Here is a 17,191-nt window from a genome sequence, read left to right on the forward strand (position 1 = left end):
ACAGGAGTCTGTCATGTTGCAATCCCGTCCGGTTTCCCCAGAGGCGCTGGCCGCCCTGCAGCCTTTGCGGCTGGACCCCGTGTTGGCGCGTCTGTATGCGAGCCGGGGCATTCGTGCGCCGGACGATCTGGATCTGGGGGTAGGTAAACTGCTGACGCCGTCCCTGCTGGGGTTGCGGGAATCCGTCGCGCGCCTGCAGCGGGCCATCCAGGAGAAGGAGTTGATCTGTGTCGTCGGGGACTGGGATGTGGATGGTGCCACTTCCACGGCGTTGGCGGTCACCGCATTGCGGGCGTTTGGCGCGGTGGTGGAATACCGTCTCCCCAACCGTTTCGCCCATGGATACGGGTTGTCTCCCCTGCTGGTGGAAGAGGTGCTGGCGCCGATGCGCCCCCGTCCTGCCCTGTTGTTGACCGTGGATAACGGCATTGCGGCAATCGCCGGGGTTGCCAGCGCAAAGAAGTACGGCATGGAGGTCATCGTCACCGACCATCATCTGCCGGGAGACGCTGTGCCGGACACCCCCTGGATCGTGAATCCCCATCAGCCGGGTTGCCCGTTCCCGGCAAAGACACTCTGCGGAGTGGGGGTCGTCTGGTATCTGATGGCGGCGCTCTGGCGGTCGTTGACGAAAACGGGCGTCTTGCCCGCGGAACCCCGTCTGCCGATGCAATGGCTGGATCTGGTGGCTCTGGGGACCGTGGCGGATCTGGTGCCTCTGGATACGAACAACCGCCGGCTGGTGGCGGCGGGGTTGCGGCAGATTCGCAAGGGTAACGCCAGGCCGGGAATCGGGGCACTGATGACCGTGTCCGGGTGCGCGGTGGAATCGGTCAGCGCGCAGGATTTCGGGTTTCGCCTGGGTCCACGCCTGAATGCCGCGGGGCGGCTGGACGACATGCGCATCGGGGTGGAACTGCTGCTGGAGAGGGACGGGGAACGTGCCCTGGAGAAGGCGAAGACGCTGGATGCCATCAACCGGGAACGGCGCGAGGTGCAGCATGAGGGTCTGCAGTCCGCGCAAGAGATTCTGGAGACGTTGAGCCTGCCGGAAGAAGAAAAGATCCTCGTGGTTTTCGACGAACAGGGACATGAAGGGGTGGTCGGGCTGGTGGCGGGCGCCATTCGGGAATCGCGTCACCGTCCGGCCATCGTTTTTGCCCCAGCGGAAGAAGGGCGCGCATGGCGGGGCTCCGCGCGTTCGGTTCCCGGTGTGCATATCCGGGACTTTCTGGCACGGTTGGACGGGCTGTTCCCCGGCATGATCGACAAATTTGGCGGGCACGCCATGGCCGCGGGTCTGGGGTTGCGTGCGGAGCAGGCGGAACGGTTCCGGCGGGAAGCGGCGCGGTTGGCGGAATCGTTCGTGGACGATAGCGCGCTGACGGAGGTGGTCTGGACCGATGGGGAGATCCCTGCGGGTTGGGGCACGCTGGAAAATGTTTCCCTGCTGGAAGCTGCTGGCCCCTGGGGGCAAGGGTTCCCTGATCCGTTGTTCCAGGGAACCTTCCGGCTGGTGACGCTGGAGCGGATCGGCGCGGACAAACAGACGCGCAAGATGACGCTGGCTACGGCGGAGGGGGAATCGCATCTGGCCCTGCAGTTCCGTTGTGGAGAGCCGGATGCGTCGGAATTGCAGGCAGGCAGTTGGTACACGGTAGCGTATCAGTTGCAGATCAACCGTTGGCGTGGTCAGGAAACCGTGCAGCGGATCGTGCAGAAGATCGGTCCTGCGGTCGCTCCAGAGATTCCGTCTGAACCTTTGGTGGCGGCATGTCCGGAAGACGGGGTGCCGGTTGGCGGCGAGTTTCTGGAACTGGATGAATTTGAGGCGTGCAAGTGATGATGGATATGCCTTCATATTTTTCAGAAGAAATTCCGCTCTTTTTCCAGGAAGAAGGCGGGGAACCATTATCCCTGGATCGGTCATTGCTGTATCGCCAGGCGGAGCGTTGTCTGTTTTCCGTTTTGCTGGTGGAGCCGGAACAGTGGGAGGATGCCCGTCCGTACATGGCGGCGGAAGATTTTTTCGAGAAGCGGCACCGGGTGCTGTTCGACGCCATGGAGGCTCTGCTGAATGAGGGGCAGCCGGTGGACGTGCTCACGGTAGGAGAATATCTGGAGCGGGAAGAAACGCTGGCGGATATCGGTGGGCTGACCTATCTGATTGAGGTGGCCCAGGAGGGAATGGTGCTCCTGCCTGCGGTAGAGTATGCAAAAAAGGTGCGGGAATATGCCTTGTTGCGTGCGCTGACGGAGACGGGACGGGAGATTGCCGGATTGCCGGAGTCTCCCGCGGGGCGCACGGCGAAAGACCTGGTGCTGGTGGCCGGGGACCGCATTTCCGCTCTGATGGACCGTCAGGCGGTCGGGATGGATGATCTGAAGCCGGTTCGGGATTTTCTGCCGGATTTCATCGACGAGATGGAGGAGTCCTCGCGCAGGAAGGAAACCGTTACCGGGTTGCCTACCGGGTTTGTGGAACTGGACGAGATGACTTCCGGGTTGCATCCCGAGCAGTTGCTGGTGATTGCCGGGCGCCCGGCCATGGGGAAAACCGCCTTTGCGATGAACATCGTGGAGCATGTGGTCTGTGAGCGAAAGAAAGGGGTTGCGGTATTCAGCATGGAAATGCCAGTTCGGGAGCTGCTGCTGCGACACATCGCTTCTTTGGGGCGGATTCCGCAGGGGCGGATCCGTTCCGGGCAACTGGGGCAGGACGACTGGCCCAGGATTGGCACCGCGGTTGGCCTGTTGAACCCGGCGCCGCTGTATCTGGACACGTCTTCCAGTCTGACCATCGGGGAGATGCGGGCCAAGCTCCGGCAGGTGCGGCGCAAGATGGAGTTGTCCCTGGTTGTCGTGGACTATCTGCAGTTGATGAATGCCGGCGCACGGCATCGTGGCAACCGGGTGTCGGAGATTGCGGAAATCAGCCGGGGGCTGAAGGTGCTGGCGAAAGATCTGCAGGTTCCGGTGATTGCGTTATCCCAGTTGAATCGTGGAGTGGAAAGCCGGACGGAAAAGCGTCCGCTGTTATCGGACCTGCGGGAGTCCGGTTCCATCGAGCAGGATGCCGACATGATTTTCCTGCTGTACCGTGATGAGGTGTACAACCGGGACAAGGAGGAGGTCAAGGGGCTGGCGGAGGTGATCGTCGCCAAGCAGCGCAATGGCGCAACGGGCAGTGTCCGGCTGGAGTTTGCGGGAGAGTATTCGAGGTTTTCCAACGGCCCTGGCAGCAACGAAGAGCCGTATGGCGGGGGTGGGTATGTGGGGTTTTGACCAACGGGCGCAACCTTCCAGATGGGTTGCCGCCTGCCTTCTGGCCGGACTCATGGCGGTTGCGCCGATGGCCCAGGCTGGGCTGCTGGGCGCGTTGATCGGTGGCGCCATTGCTCACCACGAAGAGGAAAAGGCCAGGCAAGATGGGCAGCCTGCAGCTGGAGTGGCTGGTGTCGTGGCGGGAATCGCTGCGGAAGGCGTGGCCGTCCACGAGGTGAAGGACCACCAGTTCCTGGCGCTGGCGGGTGGAGCCGTGGCGACGATGGCTGTGGACGGTGAAGCCAGGGCTTATCTGGAGAGGCATCAGTGCTAACTGCCGCCGGAGAGCCGAAGCCTGGTAAAGGATGCGCGGCGCACCATATCGTGATGAAGGATGATGGGAAATTTCCGGCATCGAAAAATGCCAGGAAAATTCTGGAAGAGTGTGGTATTGACCCACTCGGGCACGCATTCTCACTGCCGGCGATCTGTCGGAAACCAGACCATTCCCAAGCAAAGAAGACCTTGGGCCTGGTTAGTACCGACTTTACGGCAATTATCAAAACATGGTTTCCTGATGGACCCAAGACGTAATCCTTTTGAACGGCAAGGAGTGGCAGGAATGGCCTGCTGGTTGTAACAGGGAGGGTACTGGAGAACTGACGCTGGTGCGCAGTCGAGTGGCTCCGGCAGGTTCATTGTCGTGACGTGATATACCCGATTTTTGTTTTTGGAGGTTGATGATGGCTATGGAACAGGCGGATATGGCGGGCAAGGACTGGTTTGGTCTCCAATTCAGGACTTATATGGACTCTGGGAAGTCTGCGGTGGGCTTGTCCGACCCCATCATCACCAGTGTTTGTGGGGATGAGATCGAGTATGGGAAGCTGTTTGCTTATTGCTTTCGACGGTTTGGTTACCCAGACCGGGGCTGGGATGGTTACAAGGAACTGGTTTCATACTGCCTCACGACCCCGCATCCGGACATGGTGTTGAGAATTACGCCGTATGTTGGGAACACTTCTGTCATCAGTCTGCAATTTCTGGTGGAGCGAGGAACATTCATGGCTATTAAGGCTTATGCGAAGCGTGATCGCGTGGCCTGGGAAGGTCGGTCTTTGGATTATGCGGAAAAACAGGGGCTTCCTGACTGGATGCCTGAGTGGGTCAACATCTTCAACACGGAATTCCGCACGGTATTAATTCCTAACGTTCCTTATGCTGAAAATTGGCGGCAGGCCGTTAATTTCTGTTTTCCCTATGGCGAAAACTTAATTCCTAACGTTCCTTATGCTGAAAATTGGCGGCAGGCCGTTAATTTCTGTTTTCCCTATGGCGAAAACGGATATCGTCCATACGAGCTAGCGAATCGTGTCGTACAGTTCTGCAAGAACCTACACGACGATTATGCTCAGATCGAGCCATGGCCAGCCTATTATATGCGCCCAGCCGACGTGAAGGATTGGAACGACGATGATCCGCTCAAGCCACTTGCACAGGCTGCTATGGTAGCGCTGGAAGACCTGCGCACTCCTGTGGGCGTCCGAGATCAATCTATTAATGCATTCGGCAAGGTTGGGTCAGGTTGTGCCAATGTTAAAGCCGCGCTTAGCGCAGGCTATCCGTCAGGGGCGATTGGGAATTACGCGCCCAAAGAATTCGCCGAACTTCATGAGTTTATTCTGAAGCTAGGGAAAGGCAACGTCAAGCGGGGAATCAAGAAAGTCATCAGGGCGACGCTCAAGACCGTCCTGGGTTCATCTGAAACAGAAAGATGAAATGTAAAGAAAATTTGACATTCTCCTGATGTTGTGGTACCCTGTTTGGCAGGTGAGAGAAGAGGGTGCGGTCATGGATATCCAGACGTTGGGAAAGCAGTTGCGGGATCGTCGCAGGGCGTTGGGAAAGACGCAGGCGGAGGTGGCGTTGGCCGTGGGGATTTCCCGCGCCACGTTGATTGCGCTGGAAAACGGCAATGGACTGTCGCTGGAGAAATTCACGCGGTTGGCGCAGGTGCTGGGCCTGGAGGTTTCCTGTGTCGAAAGTGACTTTGCGGAGCCCGCACAGGCGCAGGACGCGCCGGTTTCCGATCTTGCGCTGCAGTCCTTGCGGAAAAAGCGATTCCCGGTCCTGCAGGAACTCCTGCTGCTGGCGGCTGCCGACCGATGCGCGTGATCGATGAAATGGCGGTGTACTGCCAGGATCGCCTGGCCGGGCATCTTCGCAAAACCGGAGAGATGACCCCGCGTGGCTTGCAGGTTCTCTATGATTTCCAGTATGTCGATTCGGCGTTGGAAGAAGATCTGGTTTCCCTGGCGATGCCGGTTGGAGGTCGGTATGACCGGCTGTTTGACGTACCTCCCGCGTTTCAGGTGTCCCTGCCGGAAGGGTGGGTCTACAAACAACTGGTTTCCGCCTATGGCAAGGCAGTGGATCTTTCTGATCCGTTCGCCTTGCTGAAGGTTGCGGGCCGCAATCCGGTCGGGCGGGTAACCTTTGGCGGTGCCCGGAAGCCTGCGCGTATGGAGGATGCCTTGCGGGATGCCATCTTGCACGAAGATCACCGGTGCTGGATGCAGGACATTCTGGAACAGGTATCTCCAGAGCACCTGGGGGTGTCCGGCGCGATGCCAAAGCTGGTGGTGGATGCGCAGGATGGATATGGGCCTTTCGTATTTGACCAGCATATCCTGAAACTGGAACAGCCACGATATTCCGGTATTGCGCTGGCTGAGGAATTTGCCTTGCGCTGTTCGGCGAAGGAATATTTCATGCGCATCGCCTATGCCTCCGACCTCCACCTGGAGTTTGGTTCACCCTTGACGCTGACCGGTCTATCCGGTGTGGACGTGCTGGTCCTGGCCGGCGACGTGGACACCATGCCGGAGGATTACACGGAGTTTTTGCGCAAACTGCGCCTGGCTTACGACGGCCCCGTGATTTTCGTGCTGGGCAACCACGAATATTATAACGGGGTCTTTCCCGATGACCGGCAGAAGTACCGGGAGGCCATCGCCCACGACTGTCGGGCGTTCCTGCTGGAAAACGAAGCAGTGGTTCTGGGCGGCGTCCGTTTCCTGGGCGCCACCCTCTGGACGGATTTCGCCGGTGGGAAGCAGATGCGCAACTGTCAGCACATGATGTCTGATTTCGCGGTGATCCAGGAGGGGGAGAATGGAAGCCTGATAACCCCCGATGCCATCCTCAAGGTCCACCAGGAAAGCATCGCCTGGCTGGAAGACCAATTCACCAACCATCCACATGACGGACCGACTGAGGTCATCACCCATCACGCACCCAGTTTTCAGAGCCAGCATCCCCGGTTTGCCGGAAGCCCCATATCAGGCGGTTTCTGCTCGAATCTGGATCGCCATGTTGAACGCTGGAAGCCCGATGTCTGGATTCACGGTCATGTGCATGATCCGATGGATTATCGCCTGGGCAAGCCCCCCTTGCAGGGGGCAACGCGGGTGCTCTGCAATCCCTGGGGCTATCCGGATGAAGGCCGGGCACGGGAATACCGGGTTGCGGTCCTGAGAGGGACCAAGACTATTGCGGATTGACTGGCTGCGCATTTTATGCAAGATTTCTAACATTCTGCAACTTTTCTGCGAACCGTGCGAATTTTATGCGTGATCTGCTGGGGTATGCCTTTCTGCGGGAGCACCTGAACTTGCACGTACTTCCTGTGCAGGCTCCAGCTTTTCTTGCGCCGTCCGCGAGAGAAATTCGGGAGACTGTTGCGGGAAAGAGTATTCCGCCTTGGGTAGCGCCAAAATCCGAAGATCCGCTGGAACACTTGCAGTTTGCCATCAAGCACGAGGGGATCGACCTGTCGGTGTTGTCGCAAGCGATCCGGAAGATTGCGCCGGCAAGTTTACGTGATGCCTTGCGAGAGAAGCCAAACAGCCGCCCGTTGCGGATTCTGGGTTTGTTGTGGGAACACTGTACCCGGGAGAAGATGACGGACATTCCGCCAGTCACCACATCCTCTGCGCCCTTGTTTGATCCGGGACGATACCTTGTCGCCGATCCGGAAAGGCCATCCAACCGCTGGCGCATCCAGCAAAATGGATTGGGTACGCTGGATTATCTCGTTACCGTTCGTCTGACGCCGGAAATTCAGTCGTTGTTGCAACGAGACTTGCTGCAGGAAGTTCGGGATGCACTGGCAAACATGAATCCGGTTTTGCTGGAGCGCACGGTTTCCTGGGCATACCTGAGTGACACGAAACATTCGTTTGCCATTGAACGGGAGCGGCTGCCAGAGCCAAAATCCCTGGCGTATGCGCAACTGTTGTGGGCCTCCCTGCAGAAGCCGTTGGCCCCCTGGTCTGAGGATGCCCTTTGCGCTTTGCAATCGGGGTTGCTGAACCATCCCATGGATCGGGCAACTGGGTGGCGAACTGGGCAAAACTGGTTGCAGAACGGGCTGCGCGGGGCTTTGGGAGTCCAGTACGTCCCGCCGGGTCCAGAATATCTGCCCAGGCTGATGCAGGACATCGGGGTTCTGGCGGATACTCTGGGGAATCGTACCGATCCATTGGTGGCCGCTTCCATTGTTTCTTTTGCTTTTGTCTACGCGCATCCTTTTTGGGATGGCAATGGCAGAATATCCAGGTATCTGTTTCATCGGACGCTGGCGCAATCGGAAGCTCTGGAGAAAGGGTGGATTCTCCCGGTTTCCATTGCCATGGAGCGTAACGAAAACCGGTATTTGTCAGCACTGCAAAGTTTTTCCGCGCCTTCGAGGGGGATGTGGGAAGTTTGCTGGATTGACGGGGATCAGTTCTCTTTCCGGTTTTTGGCAGAAGATGACTCGTTGTATCGGTATTGGGATGCGACGAAGGCCGTGCAGTTTGGCCTGGAGATGGGACAAGAGTCCTGGGATCATGACCTGTTGTCGGAAGCGCGATTTTTGTCCAGGTATGACGCTATGGAGAAGGTTGTCAGGGAGCAGATAGACCTGCGTCAGTCAGTGCAATCTTTTCTGATCCGGCATTGTCTGGAGCAAAACGGCAGGATCTCCAACAATCGAAGAAAGCAGTTTTCCGGTCAGGTTCCAGAAGAGGCGTTCGCGGTGATCGAACAAGCGTGGCGAGAGACGGGATCCGATGCACTCTGCTCTCCAGAGATGCAGCCATCGGCTGAAGGCGAAGAGGATGTTAAAATAAGGAACGTGACTCCATGTTGCGAGTAGGTAAACGCATATCTGTCACCGCGGGAGTGGGCAGCGGGTTGCGATTGACATGCGCAACAAGTAACGCTATATTATATATGAAACAATCCTGAAAGGAGAAATCAACCATGCCGGAATATCAGTATGACATCGATTTGGACCTGCCGGCGACGCTGAAGCGCCGGGTGGCGCGGGAAACCGGCGTGATTGGGTTGGGGATATCCATGGTAACGGACGCCATGGATATGGCGGTCAAGTATGGTATCCGGCACGGCGGTTCGGTATGGGACATTTCCTTGAGCGCGGAACTCGTGGAGCGTCTGGGCCTGGGGGCGGTAATCGACGCCACGGATGGTTATTTCCGGCTGTATGCCTTTTCGGTGGATCCTTACAATGCGACTTTCGTTTGCCAGACCGGCGATGACGATCTGATGAGTGCTGATGAGGCTGGAATCGCAGAATATCGGGGAAGCCATGAACCGTTCCCGGAAGATGCGCTTCAATTGCCGTCGCAGTTGCAACACTGGGAAGTCAATAGTGCCGTGGATGATGATTCGTGGATGGATTATATCGACGCATGGATCAATCAGCGGGTCAAGGAACTGTGGCCAGCGCACATGGAACGGGTGGCGAACGGCTTCTGGTCGTTCTTGATGCGGTTGGCGGCATTTTAGGAACGTACACCTGAACCGGTGGCGGTCAGCATCGCAACCCAGGAGGAGATATGGGCCGGAATGTGCAAGGCGGAAGCCGAATCGCTGGCGTTTTATCAGAATGCGGCAGAGCGCCAGCGTCAGAAACTGGCGGACATCTCCATGCGATATCGCCGGTGATGTTACCTGAAAGTCCGGATCTGTCCGCCCCTCTTTCGGAGTGGGTGGACGCCTGGGCTGCGTGGCATGCACATTTCCTGGCGATGACGCGCGGGGATTTTTTGGGCAAGGAATGGTCCCGAAAGATGGTCAAGGCCACCTTGCTTCCCGTGGATATCCATCCCCGCCTGGCAGAGATTCAGCGGCTGGCGGAAGACGTGGATCTCGTTCGATGTCCGCCCGCACAGGATCTGCAGGATGGGGGCGTTGCGCCACCGGTTGCCTTAGGTGTTACCGGCAATGGGAAAACGCCACCAATGGAGGAAACCTCCTCACCGGTGGACTCCGCTGGTCTGGAGGAACCTGACTGGCTTTCGGAAGACCCGGAAGAAAAGGTGCCGCCAGAGGTTCCCCGCATCCCGGAAGCGGTAGACAGAAAAGCGCAGCAGGAGCCATCCGGCAACGGTGAGATAGAGTTGTTCTGGTAACAGGAGAATGTTTGATGTCTGTAACCCGCAAGGATTCTCCGTGTCGCGGATTCTGCACTACCGCCCTGGGCGATGATGTATGTAAATCCTGTGGACGGACTTTTGAGGAGGTCACCTTCTGGAACCAGTTCAGTGAGGAGCAGAAGCAGGCGGTCTGGCAGCGTCTGGAGAAAGCGGGCGACAATCCGGGAACCGGACCTTCTCCGGCGGAAACCGCCTGAAGAAATATACTGGGATATCGCGCTTGTGCGACGATACAGGGGAGATTGAAAATGTGGCTTTTTGCTCTGATCGTTTTGGTAATCTGTATGGAATCTGGCAGGGCCGGTGTTTGGGTGGCGCTGATTGCCGGGGTTGTCTTTCTGTTATCTCTCATTTCCACGGGGTCCGGAATGGTTTGGCCTTGGCCGTCCAAGGAAAGTCCGGATGCGAAGGAAAGTCCGGATGCGAAGGAAAGTCCGGATGTGTGGGCGGACTCGGATGCTGAGCCATCGTGGAAGTACCTGATTCACGCCCGAACACTCGCGGAGCAGTGGACTTTGGACCGCTGGGGTACGAAAAAGGCGGCAGCTTTGGCTGGCTGGATTGGATTGGGCCTCGCATTCCTGTCATTGCTGGCGTTTCTGACCTTTGAGGCAGAGGCCCTGTTTCCGGAAAGTACATGGCCGCGTACCGTGGTGGACTGGCTTTTGTGGTTATTGTTGGCGGTGGGCTTCCTGCTCTTTCTTTTTTCCGTTTTTCAGGTGCCGCAGGAAATCAGGGTTCCCATCAAATCTGCTCAGGAGGTCATTCAAGAAGATCTACACGGAGAAATAGTTTTACTCGGGGAGTGGCGAACTCTTTGCGGAAACACCCCTCTGCCGTTCTCGTTTTGGCGATACCTGAGACTGCTGTTGCCTGCGGCGGGATGGGCATATCACCACTTTTATCCAGATGGGCAACCTGCCGCATTGGCAGCGATCGTCGGGCTTGCCATGGCCTATTTTGCTTGGGTCATGGTGGATGTCTCTTTTGACCTGTTGGCAGCGGCGAATGGCGTGAAAATCTGTCCCTGCCGGTCTCCCTATCTCGCTCGTCTGGTATGGGAAGCCCAGTTTCTGAGCCAGCGGCATAAGCCGTTCAAGGTATTGTCTGCCATCGGCATCTAGTCCGGTCGCTTTATCAGGATTCTGGTGGGCGAGGTCCGCGACACAGAGCTTGATTCGGGAAGCTGTGGACGTGGTGATCCAGATCGCCCGAGATCCGGAACATCCAGCGGGACGGCGGATTGGCGAAATTTATACGGCCACTATGTAGAGACGTGGTTCGTGGTTTCCGATAAGTGAGGTGTTCCAGTGACGATTCTGTTATCCCGATTGAATGACCTTATGCCAGAGGGTACGACAGTTATTCAAACAGCAGTGCTGGCCGTCCTTTTCACCTTTGCCGTCTATGTGGTTGAGGTTCGTGTAACCTACAGGCTTTTGCGTCTTTGCAAACTGGAAGAGAACGATCTGGATTTTTTTGTTACGGCAATGTTTACTATGATGTGGCCGGGATTGTTGTTGTCGCTGGCGTTGATGTTGGGTAGTGCGCATTGGTATGAAGCGACTCCCTTTGCGCTGTTTATGGTTGTCCCATTAGTGGTGCTGCTCATCATCGTTGTCCTTGATCGGTTTGATGACCGACAAGCCCCCTGCGCCCGTTCTCCCGGCGCCAGCCAGGCATCCTCTGGACGTTGTCGGGAAACAGGTGAAGAAAATATGCTGGAACTCGTTGGGCACGGGCAACCTCCGGCGATGCAATCCGGGCGCCGTGTCTTGTGCTGTTGCGAAAAAGAACGCCATATCGTACACTATAGAGGTCTTGTTATCAGGAGTTTTCGTTTCGTATGGCAGAAGAAATCAAGGCGCCACGATTTGACGGGAAGGTGATTGGCGGGCTGTTTGAGAAGGTGCCGCCGATCTGCCGTCGTGGGGAAGAACCGCCGCCACGCCCGGCGAACAGTTGGGCCGTGTTATTGGGCAATTCTTCCGGTTCCACCACGGAACGGAAGCGTGCAACAGGAAACCGGAAAAAGGAGAAAGCGGTCATGCAAGAAAAAGCCTCCTACGCTTCCACGGGTTTGACGCGGGAGATTCTGGAACTCATTCATGACCAGAAGAAAATTTCATTTTCTGCATTGCTGGAACATTTTCAGGGACGTTTCAGCCGCAAGCAGTTGATGGACGGACTGGCAAAGGCTGTCGCCAAAAACCTGCTGCGCAAGACGGACGATCATCCGATTCCCGACAGCGTCTTTGTCCTGGGCAATGCTGGAAAAGTCCGGTTTTTCTCACAGGAAGAAGCAGCGGAAAGCCAGAGCCTGCCAGCGGCGGACTCTTGCGGACGGAAAGACGAGCCTCCGGTATCCGGGGAAACCGTTGAGGAAGCCCAGACGCCTGCCGTCAGCCCGGAAATCGCGCAGGTCACGGAATCCCAGCAGGTTCTGGCGGAAATTCAGGGCCTGCGGAAGGAATTTGCGGAACAGTCGGGGGGCATGCTGCATCTCCTGTTGCGGTTGTTATCCCTGCAGGAAAAACAGCAGGAAGACCGGATTGCGATGCTGGCGGACATTCGGGAAGTACGGGAAAGCATCCAGCGCGTCGAAACCGAAATGTCCGGGATCAACCAGAAGCTGCGGGGCCAGGAAAACATGGAAAAGGTGCGGGGATTCCTTCGGCAAATGACCGGAATTCTGGAACAGTCCTCTCTGGGCTGAACTGTCCAGGCTCTTCAGGCACCGATTTCTCCAGCCGCAATTCCACAGCGCATCAGTTCGGTTATTTCCCCCTCAGTCCGTATTCCCCTGTTGGTTGACCAGTAGGGGAAGGTGATCCACCTGAACGGTCCCCGTAGCATGCCAATGCAGAGGTTGCCCGGTGAGAAATTTCCAGGACAGGGAGAACAGCCGTTCTGCCGGGACCAGGACCGTCACCGGAAAATCCATCACATGATGGGCAGGGAACACCAGTGAAGACAGGTGCGCCTTGCCGAAGGGGGCATGGTCCACACGCAGGTCCAGCACTCCGTACTCCAGGTGAATGGGGTGGGCTTCAGGGTTCTTTCCCTGCATCTTCAGATGAACGGCGACCATGCCGTTTTCCTGTGTCTGGCCCAGTGTGGCTCCCAGACAGGAGAATTGCGGAGAAGCCTGCGCGATCTCTGGTCCCATCAGGGAAAAAACGAGAATTACGCGACCGAGAAAAATACGGATCTTTTTGACCTTTTGAGGCATGACAGTCTGGTTTTTCCTGTTTGCTTTGCTGTTTGACCTGGATCGCTGAAATCTGGTTCCTGCGGAACCCTGCTGGTTGATTCGCAATCAGACGGTATACGGTATAGTATGGCGTTAGTATACAGGTTTTCCGCGAGAAAGGCAACCGTGAACGGTTTCTGGAAGTTTCGGAAAAAACGCCAATCGGTATAGTATTGGGGTAATGCAAGGAGATTCGGACATGCTCAACTCGCAACAGAAAGCCGCAGTCACTTCCTGGCTGAACGAGGATGCGCAAATCATCGCCGGCGCGGGAAGCGGGAAAACCACCGTTTTGACGCAACGGATCGCCTACCTGGTACAAAACGGGGTGCAACCCTGGAAGATCCTGGCGGTGACGTTCACCAACAAGGCTGCGCAGGAGATGCGCAACCGTCTCTTTGATCTGCTGGGGGAAGATGCCGCCAGGCGGATTCAGATGGGCACCTTTCATGCGCTGGGGCGCCGGATCCTCTTGCGACACCGGGAGGAAATGGGATTACCGCCGACCTTGTCCATCCTCGACCGCAAGGAACAGGAAGGATTGCTCTTGCGGGTCGTGCAGAGACTGTATGGCGAGAACGACAGCCGGTTGCTGGAGAAGCGCCTGGGCGAGGCGAGAAAAACGCCGGAGAACCGTAAGCGCCTGCAGCGGCAGCGACAGACGGAACGGGACTTAGCAGGGTTCGCCCTGCGCAAGATCGGTGGCTGGAAACAGGCGGGAAAGTATCCTCCGCCGGACCCGATTCCCGGCAACGTCAAGGCGGATGTGCGGCAGGCCCTCGCCATATACGGGCAGTACGAGAAGGAGAAGGCCCGTCTGGGCCTTTTCGATTTCGACGACCTCATCACTCGTGTCAACACCCTGTTTCAGGACCGCCCCGATCTGTTGCAAAAGGAACGGGGGCGTATCCAGCATCTGCTGGTAGATGAATTTCAGGATGTGAATGCCGAGCAGGTCCGCTGGATCTCCCTGTTGGCCGGGTCATCTGCAGATGGCGCGCAGGCACGGCTGTTTCTGGTTGGGGATGAAGATCAGTCCATCTATGGCTGGCGCGGCTCCCGTCCGGATCTGATGCGGGCCTTCGGGCGGGAACGAAAGATGGGCGTGTATCTGCTGGAGCATAACTACCGGTCTTCGCCGGTCATTCTGGAAGCAGCGAATGCCGTTATTCGCAACAATCCGGACCGGGAAGAAAAAGTGCTGCGCACGCAACGGGAGGACCGGCTACCCATTGGCGTGTTTCAGGGAGACACCGAGAAAGAGGAAGCTCGATGGGTTGCCAACCAGGTGGAATCGCTGGTCCGCAAGCGACGGGGGAGCCCATCCGGCATCGCGGTGTTGTACCGGGCGAAATCCGTTGCGCAAAAGACCCTGCAGGAGCTGGTAAGTCGCGGCATTCCGGCCCGGATGGTGGGAGACACCAGTTTTCAGGAAACCGCGGAGGTCCGGGATGCCATGGCCTGGTTACGCTGCATCGACAACCCGGACAATGATGGCGCGCTGTTGCGCGCGCTGCAGCATCCACCCTCCGGTATCGGTCCCAAGGTAATTCAGGCCATGGAGGAGGAGTCCGACCTGCGCGGGGTTTCCTGTTGGGAAGCGTTGTGCCAGATGCCGTCGACTCCGGCGACAACGGCGTTCCTGGCGAAAGTGAACCGGCTCCGGGCAGAGAAGGACGAGATTCCTTTCCCGGACTTCGTGCAGGCGGTTCTGCAGCGCCCCTTGCTGGTTGGCGACAAACAAAAGCCGTCCTTATGGGATTGGACGGAATCCCAGGAGAATGGCGAGGCGCGTATCGCGAATCTGGAAACCTTGTTGCAGGCGGCAGTCAATCAGGAAGCGCGCTGGGCGGAATCCTGCCTGGCCGGACAGGATCCTTCCAGTGACGATGGGTTGGAAGAGAACGATCCCTTGCGGGAGTTCCTTTCCCAGGTGGCGCTGGCCGGAACCGACAGTGATGACCCGGATGTCCCGCATCAGGTGTCTTTTTTAACCATTCACAAGGCCAAGGGTCTGGAGTATCCGGTCGTGTTCGTGCTGGGCTGCAATGAGGGCATTTTCCCGTCCCGCAAGGATCAGGATCCGGATGGAGACTGTGAAAATCTGGAAGAGGAGCGTCGTCTGTTTTATGTCGCGACCACCCGCGCGAAGCAGGCCCTCTTCCTGACCGGTGCCCGCCAGCGGCAGACCTTCTCCGGGTATGACGGCGATTACCCGTTGACCAGGTTTCTGGAAGAAATACCGGAGGCCCTGCTGGAAAAGGACCGACCGGAGAGGCTCGTCGATGCGATACCGGAATCCGCGTTGGGCGCCTCGCCTGATGCGCGACCCATGGGGCAGGATCCGAAACAGACACGGGAGGCGCCGGGGAAGCGGTTGCCCTCTGACGGTGCCGGTTTTGCGGCATCCGTCGATGGACTGATGGAATCTGCGGATGTGCTGGATACCACTGTCCCGGACATGAAAAGCATGCCTGGGTATCTGGATGAGATACCGTTTCTGGAAAATGCGCCGGAATGGATTTCGGAGGATAACGAAGAGTCGTTGTTTCTTGCCAACTAGAAAGGAGAAGCCCCGTGCCACAAAGATTTCCATGGGATGCTGGCAGTCAGTCCGTCATTGCCAATGCCGGGCTGGGTACGGTCAAGGAAAACCCCGAATATGCGGCGGCGAAGTCTGGAGATGATCAGGCTGCGTGGGAACTGGTTCTGCGCATTCTGCGCAAGTCCTTCCTGCAGGAGATCGAGAAACGGGTACAGGGAGCTGGCAACCCTTGCCTGTTGCCGGTACTGGCGATGGAAGAGCAGGGGGCAAACAAAATCCCGGCCATGGCCGCAGCCGCGATTGCCGCACGCATCGGCTGTCCGGTGGAAACCCGTGTCTATCAGGCAAACAAAGCGTTTCGCACCGGGTCGCGCGCCAATCATCGTCTGACGGTTCAACCGGAATATGCGGGAGAGGTGGATGCGGGCCGGGAATATCTGTTGATCGATGACACCTTTACCATGGGCGCAACCCTGGCGAACCTGCGCGGGCATTGCATTGGGCAGGGCGCGCAAGTGTTCGGGATACTGGCATTATCCGCTCATCCCGATGGGCTGCGCATTGCGCCGAACCCGGAATGGGTGTATACTATCCGAAACGCGATTCCCGATATTGATACAATCTGGATGGAGAATTTTGGGTATGAAATCGACTGTATTACCCACGGCGAAGCCGGGCATCTCCGGAAAGCGCGATCGGTTGACGAGATCCGAAGTCGCTTCGCTTCTGCAAGAGATGCGTATTTCGATAGACTGGGGAGCACGCGCATACCGGAACGTGCCGGAAGACCAGTGGTTTCCGATGGACCGGGAAGCGGATATGCAGCACGGGTAAACCGGGACGAAGGAGGGAAGTTTTCCCCCTTTCATCGATGGGCCGAGCATCTGGTGCAGAGCAACCCACACAGCCGCATGTTTTCCTATGCGGCTTCTTTTTTGTCCCGCTTTGACAGTGATACACCCTGCTGTATGCAGGACATCCAGCAGGTAGGTGCCATTCTTCTGCATCCGTCCTTCCGGCAGGCCACCCTGGAGTCCTGCTCCTCCGTATCCTGCCTCTCCGCCTTGCTGGAGGAGATGGACGATTCCCTGCAGGCGCAGCCTGCACAGATCCGCACGATATTCCGGGATATCCGGCAACAGGTGGAACAGACATTGCGGGGAGATCTGTCCAGCACCCCGTCTGAAGAATTTCTGTTTCTTTCAGAGTGATTCCGGTAACGACAGAATGCTTTCCCGGAAAATCTGTTTCATCCGGCAATATGGATGCGCGCGGAGGTACTCCCGCACTTCCCGTTCATCACGCAATCCCAGCTTTCGGGACATGGCGTACATCGGACCAGAATAGTCCAATGATTTCCCTACGTTTTCCAGCGTTACGGGAACCTTGGGGCCGGGAGACCTGCGCGGACGGGCCTTTTTCGGCGCCAGGTCCGAAAAGGCTTCCGCCAGCCATGCGGCACAGCGTTCCGCATCCACCCGTTCCGCTTCGACCCGCTCTTCCCGTGCAGCCTGCGCTTCTGCCTGCAACTCCACAAGGGAACCTGACAGGATTTCCCCGGAGAACTCTTCCAGGGAGCAGGCGTCCAGTCCTTCCCTGGTAATCGTCGATCCCATACCCGGATTT

General features: G+C 57.5%; 19 protein-coding genes. 17 read left to right on the top strand and 2 right to left on the bottom strand.

Going from position 1 to position 17,191, the window contains the following annotated elements; genetic code table 11:
* Positions 1 to 13 precede the first annotated feature (13 nt).
* From recJ to AB4090_RS05420, 15 genes are all read left to right on the top strand, one after another.
* Complete coding sequence (recJ, locus tag AB4090_RS05350; RefSeq protein WP_369572833.1) at positions 14 to 1,843, top strand: single-stranded-DNA-specific exonuclease RecJ; 1,830 nt, start codon at positions 14 to 16, stop codon at positions 1,841 to 1,843.
* A gap of 2 nt (positions 1,844 to 1,845) precedes the next feature.
* Positions 1,846 to 3,285, top strand: coding sequence for a replicative DNA helicase (gene dnaB, locus AB4090_RS05355; protein WP_369572834.1), 1,440 nt, complete (start codon positions 1,846 to 1,848; stop codon positions 3,283 to 3,285).
* Complete coding sequence (locus AB4090_RS05360) at positions 3,272 to 3,598, top strand: hypothetical protein (protein WP_369572835.1); 327 nt, start codon at positions 3,272 to 3,274, stop codon at positions 3,596 to 3,598. The genes dnaB and AB4090_RS05360 overlap by 14 nt, the downstream gene beginning before the upstream one ends.
* On the top strand, positions 3,592 to 3,858 hold the full coding sequence (locus AB4090_RS05365; protein ID WP_369572836.1) for a hypothetical protein: 267 nt from the start codon (positions 3,592 to 3,594) through the stop codon (positions 3,856 to 3,858). The genes AB4090_RS05360 and AB4090_RS05365 overlap by 7 nt, the downstream gene beginning before the upstream one ends.
* A 149-nt stretch (positions 3,859 to 4,007) precedes the next feature.
* Positions 4,008 to 5,042 (top strand): hypothetical protein, encoded by a 1,035-nt coding sequence (locus tag AB4090_RS05370; protein WP_369572837.1) that lies wholly within the window; start codon positions 4,008 to 4,010, stop codon positions 5,040 to 5,042.
* A gap of 73 nt (positions 5,043 to 5,115) precedes the next feature.
* A complete protein-coding gene (locus tag AB4090_RS05375) occupies positions 5,116 to 5,439 on the top strand; it encodes a helix-turn-helix transcriptional regulator (protein ID WP_369572838.1) in 324 nt (107 codons plus the stop codon).
* Entirely contained in the window at positions 5,430 to 6,827 is a 1,398-nt protein-coding gene (locus AB4090_RS05380; protein WP_369572839.1) for a metallophosphoesterase, read from the top strand. Before AB4090_RS05375 ends, AB4090_RS05380 begins: the two co-directional genes overlap by 10 nt.
* 65 nt (positions 6,828 to 6,892) lie before the next feature.
* Positions 6,893 to 8,464 carry a Fic family protein gene (locus AB4090_RS05385; protein WP_369572840.1) on the top strand — a complete coding sequence of 524 codons (1,572 nt, stop codon included), beginning with the start codon at positions 6,893 to 6,895 and terminating at the stop codon, positions 8,462 to 8,464.
* Between the two features lie 107 nt (positions 8,465 to 8,571).
* The gene (locus tag AB4090_RS05390) at positions 8,572 to 9,117 is read left to right on the top strand and encodes a hypothetical protein (protein ID WP_369572841.1); all 546 of its coding nucleotides are present in this window, start codon (positions 8,572 to 8,574) and stop codon (positions 9,115 to 9,117) included.
* Positions 9,118 to 9,135: 18 nt separating this feature from the next.
* On the top strand, positions 9,136 to 9,276 hold the full coding sequence (locus AB4090_RS05395) for a hypothetical protein (RefSeq protein WP_369572842.1): 141 nt from the start codon (positions 9,136 to 9,138) through the stop codon (positions 9,274 to 9,276).
* Positions 9,273 to 9,743: a hypothetical protein gene (locus tag AB4090_RS05400; RefSeq protein ID WP_369572843.1), complete on the top strand. Its 471-nt coding sequence runs from the start codon at positions 9,273 to 9,275 to the stop codon at positions 9,741 to 9,743. The genes AB4090_RS05395 and AB4090_RS05400 overlap by 4 nt, the downstream gene beginning before the upstream one ends.
* A gap of 14 nt (positions 9,744 to 9,757) precedes the next feature.
* Positions 9,758 to 9,964 (top strand): DUF1289 domain-containing protein, encoded by a 207-nt coding sequence (locus AB4090_RS05405; protein ID WP_369572844.1) that lies wholly within the window; start codon positions 9,758 to 9,760, stop codon positions 9,962 to 9,964.
* A gap of 51 nt (positions 9,965 to 10,015) precedes the next feature.
* Positions 10,016 to 10,891 carry a hypothetical protein gene (locus tag AB4090_RS05410; protein ID WP_369572845.1) on the top strand — a complete coding sequence of 292 codons (876 nt, stop codon included), beginning with the start codon at positions 10,016 to 10,018 and terminating at the stop codon, positions 10,889 to 10,891.
* 186 nt (positions 10,892 to 11,077) lie between these two features.
* Positions 11,078 to 11,656 (top strand): hypothetical protein, encoded by a 579-nt coding sequence (locus tag AB4090_RS05415; RefSeq protein ID WP_369572846.1) that lies wholly within the window; start codon positions 11,078 to 11,080, stop codon positions 11,654 to 11,656.
* Positions 11,614 to 12,483 carry a hypothetical protein gene (locus AB4090_RS05420; protein WP_369572847.1) on the top strand — a complete coding sequence of 290 codons (870 nt, stop codon included), beginning with the start codon at positions 11,614 to 11,616 and terminating at the stop codon, positions 12,481 to 12,483. Before AB4090_RS05415 ends, AB4090_RS05420 begins: the two co-directional genes overlap by 43 nt.
* 72 nt (positions 12,484 to 12,555) lie before the next feature.
* Here the strand turns inward: AB4090_RS05420 and AB4090_RS05425 are convergent, their stop codons facing one another.
* Positions 12,556 to 12,999 (bottom strand): hypothetical protein, encoded by a 444-nt coding sequence (locus AB4090_RS05425; RefSeq protein WP_369572848.1) that lies wholly within the window; start codon positions 12,997 to 12,999, stop codon positions 12,556 to 12,558.
* 220 nt (positions 13,000 to 13,219) lie between these two features.
* Here AB4090_RS05425 and AB4090_RS05430 point away from each other — a divergent pair, with 220 nt between their 5' ends.
* Entirely contained in the window at positions 13,220 to 15,583 is a 2,364-nt protein-coding gene (locus AB4090_RS05430; protein ID WP_369572849.1) for an ATP-dependent helicase, read from the top strand.
* A 14-nt stretch (positions 15,584 to 15,597) separates the two neighbouring features.
* Positions 15,598 to 16,776 (top strand): phosphoribosyltransferase, encoded by a 1,179-nt coding sequence (locus AB4090_RS05435; protein WP_369572850.1) that lies wholly within the window; start codon positions 15,598 to 15,600, stop codon positions 16,774 to 16,776.
* Here AB4090_RS05435 and AB4090_RS05440 read toward each other — a convergent pair.
* Positions 16,768 to 17,181 (bottom strand): hypothetical protein, encoded by a 414-nt coding sequence (locus tag AB4090_RS05440; protein WP_369572851.1) that lies wholly within the window; start codon positions 17,179 to 17,181, stop codon positions 16,768 to 16,770. The genes AB4090_RS05435 and AB4090_RS05440 overlap by 9 nt on opposite strands.
* Positions 17,182 to 17,191 lie beyond the last annotated feature (10 nt).

The organism is Acidithiobacillus sp. IBUN Pt1247-S3 (assembly GCF_041146875.1).
Classification (GTDB): domain Bacteria; phylum Pseudomonadota; class Gammaproteobacteria; order Acidithiobacillales; family Acidithiobacillaceae; genus Igneacidithiobacillus.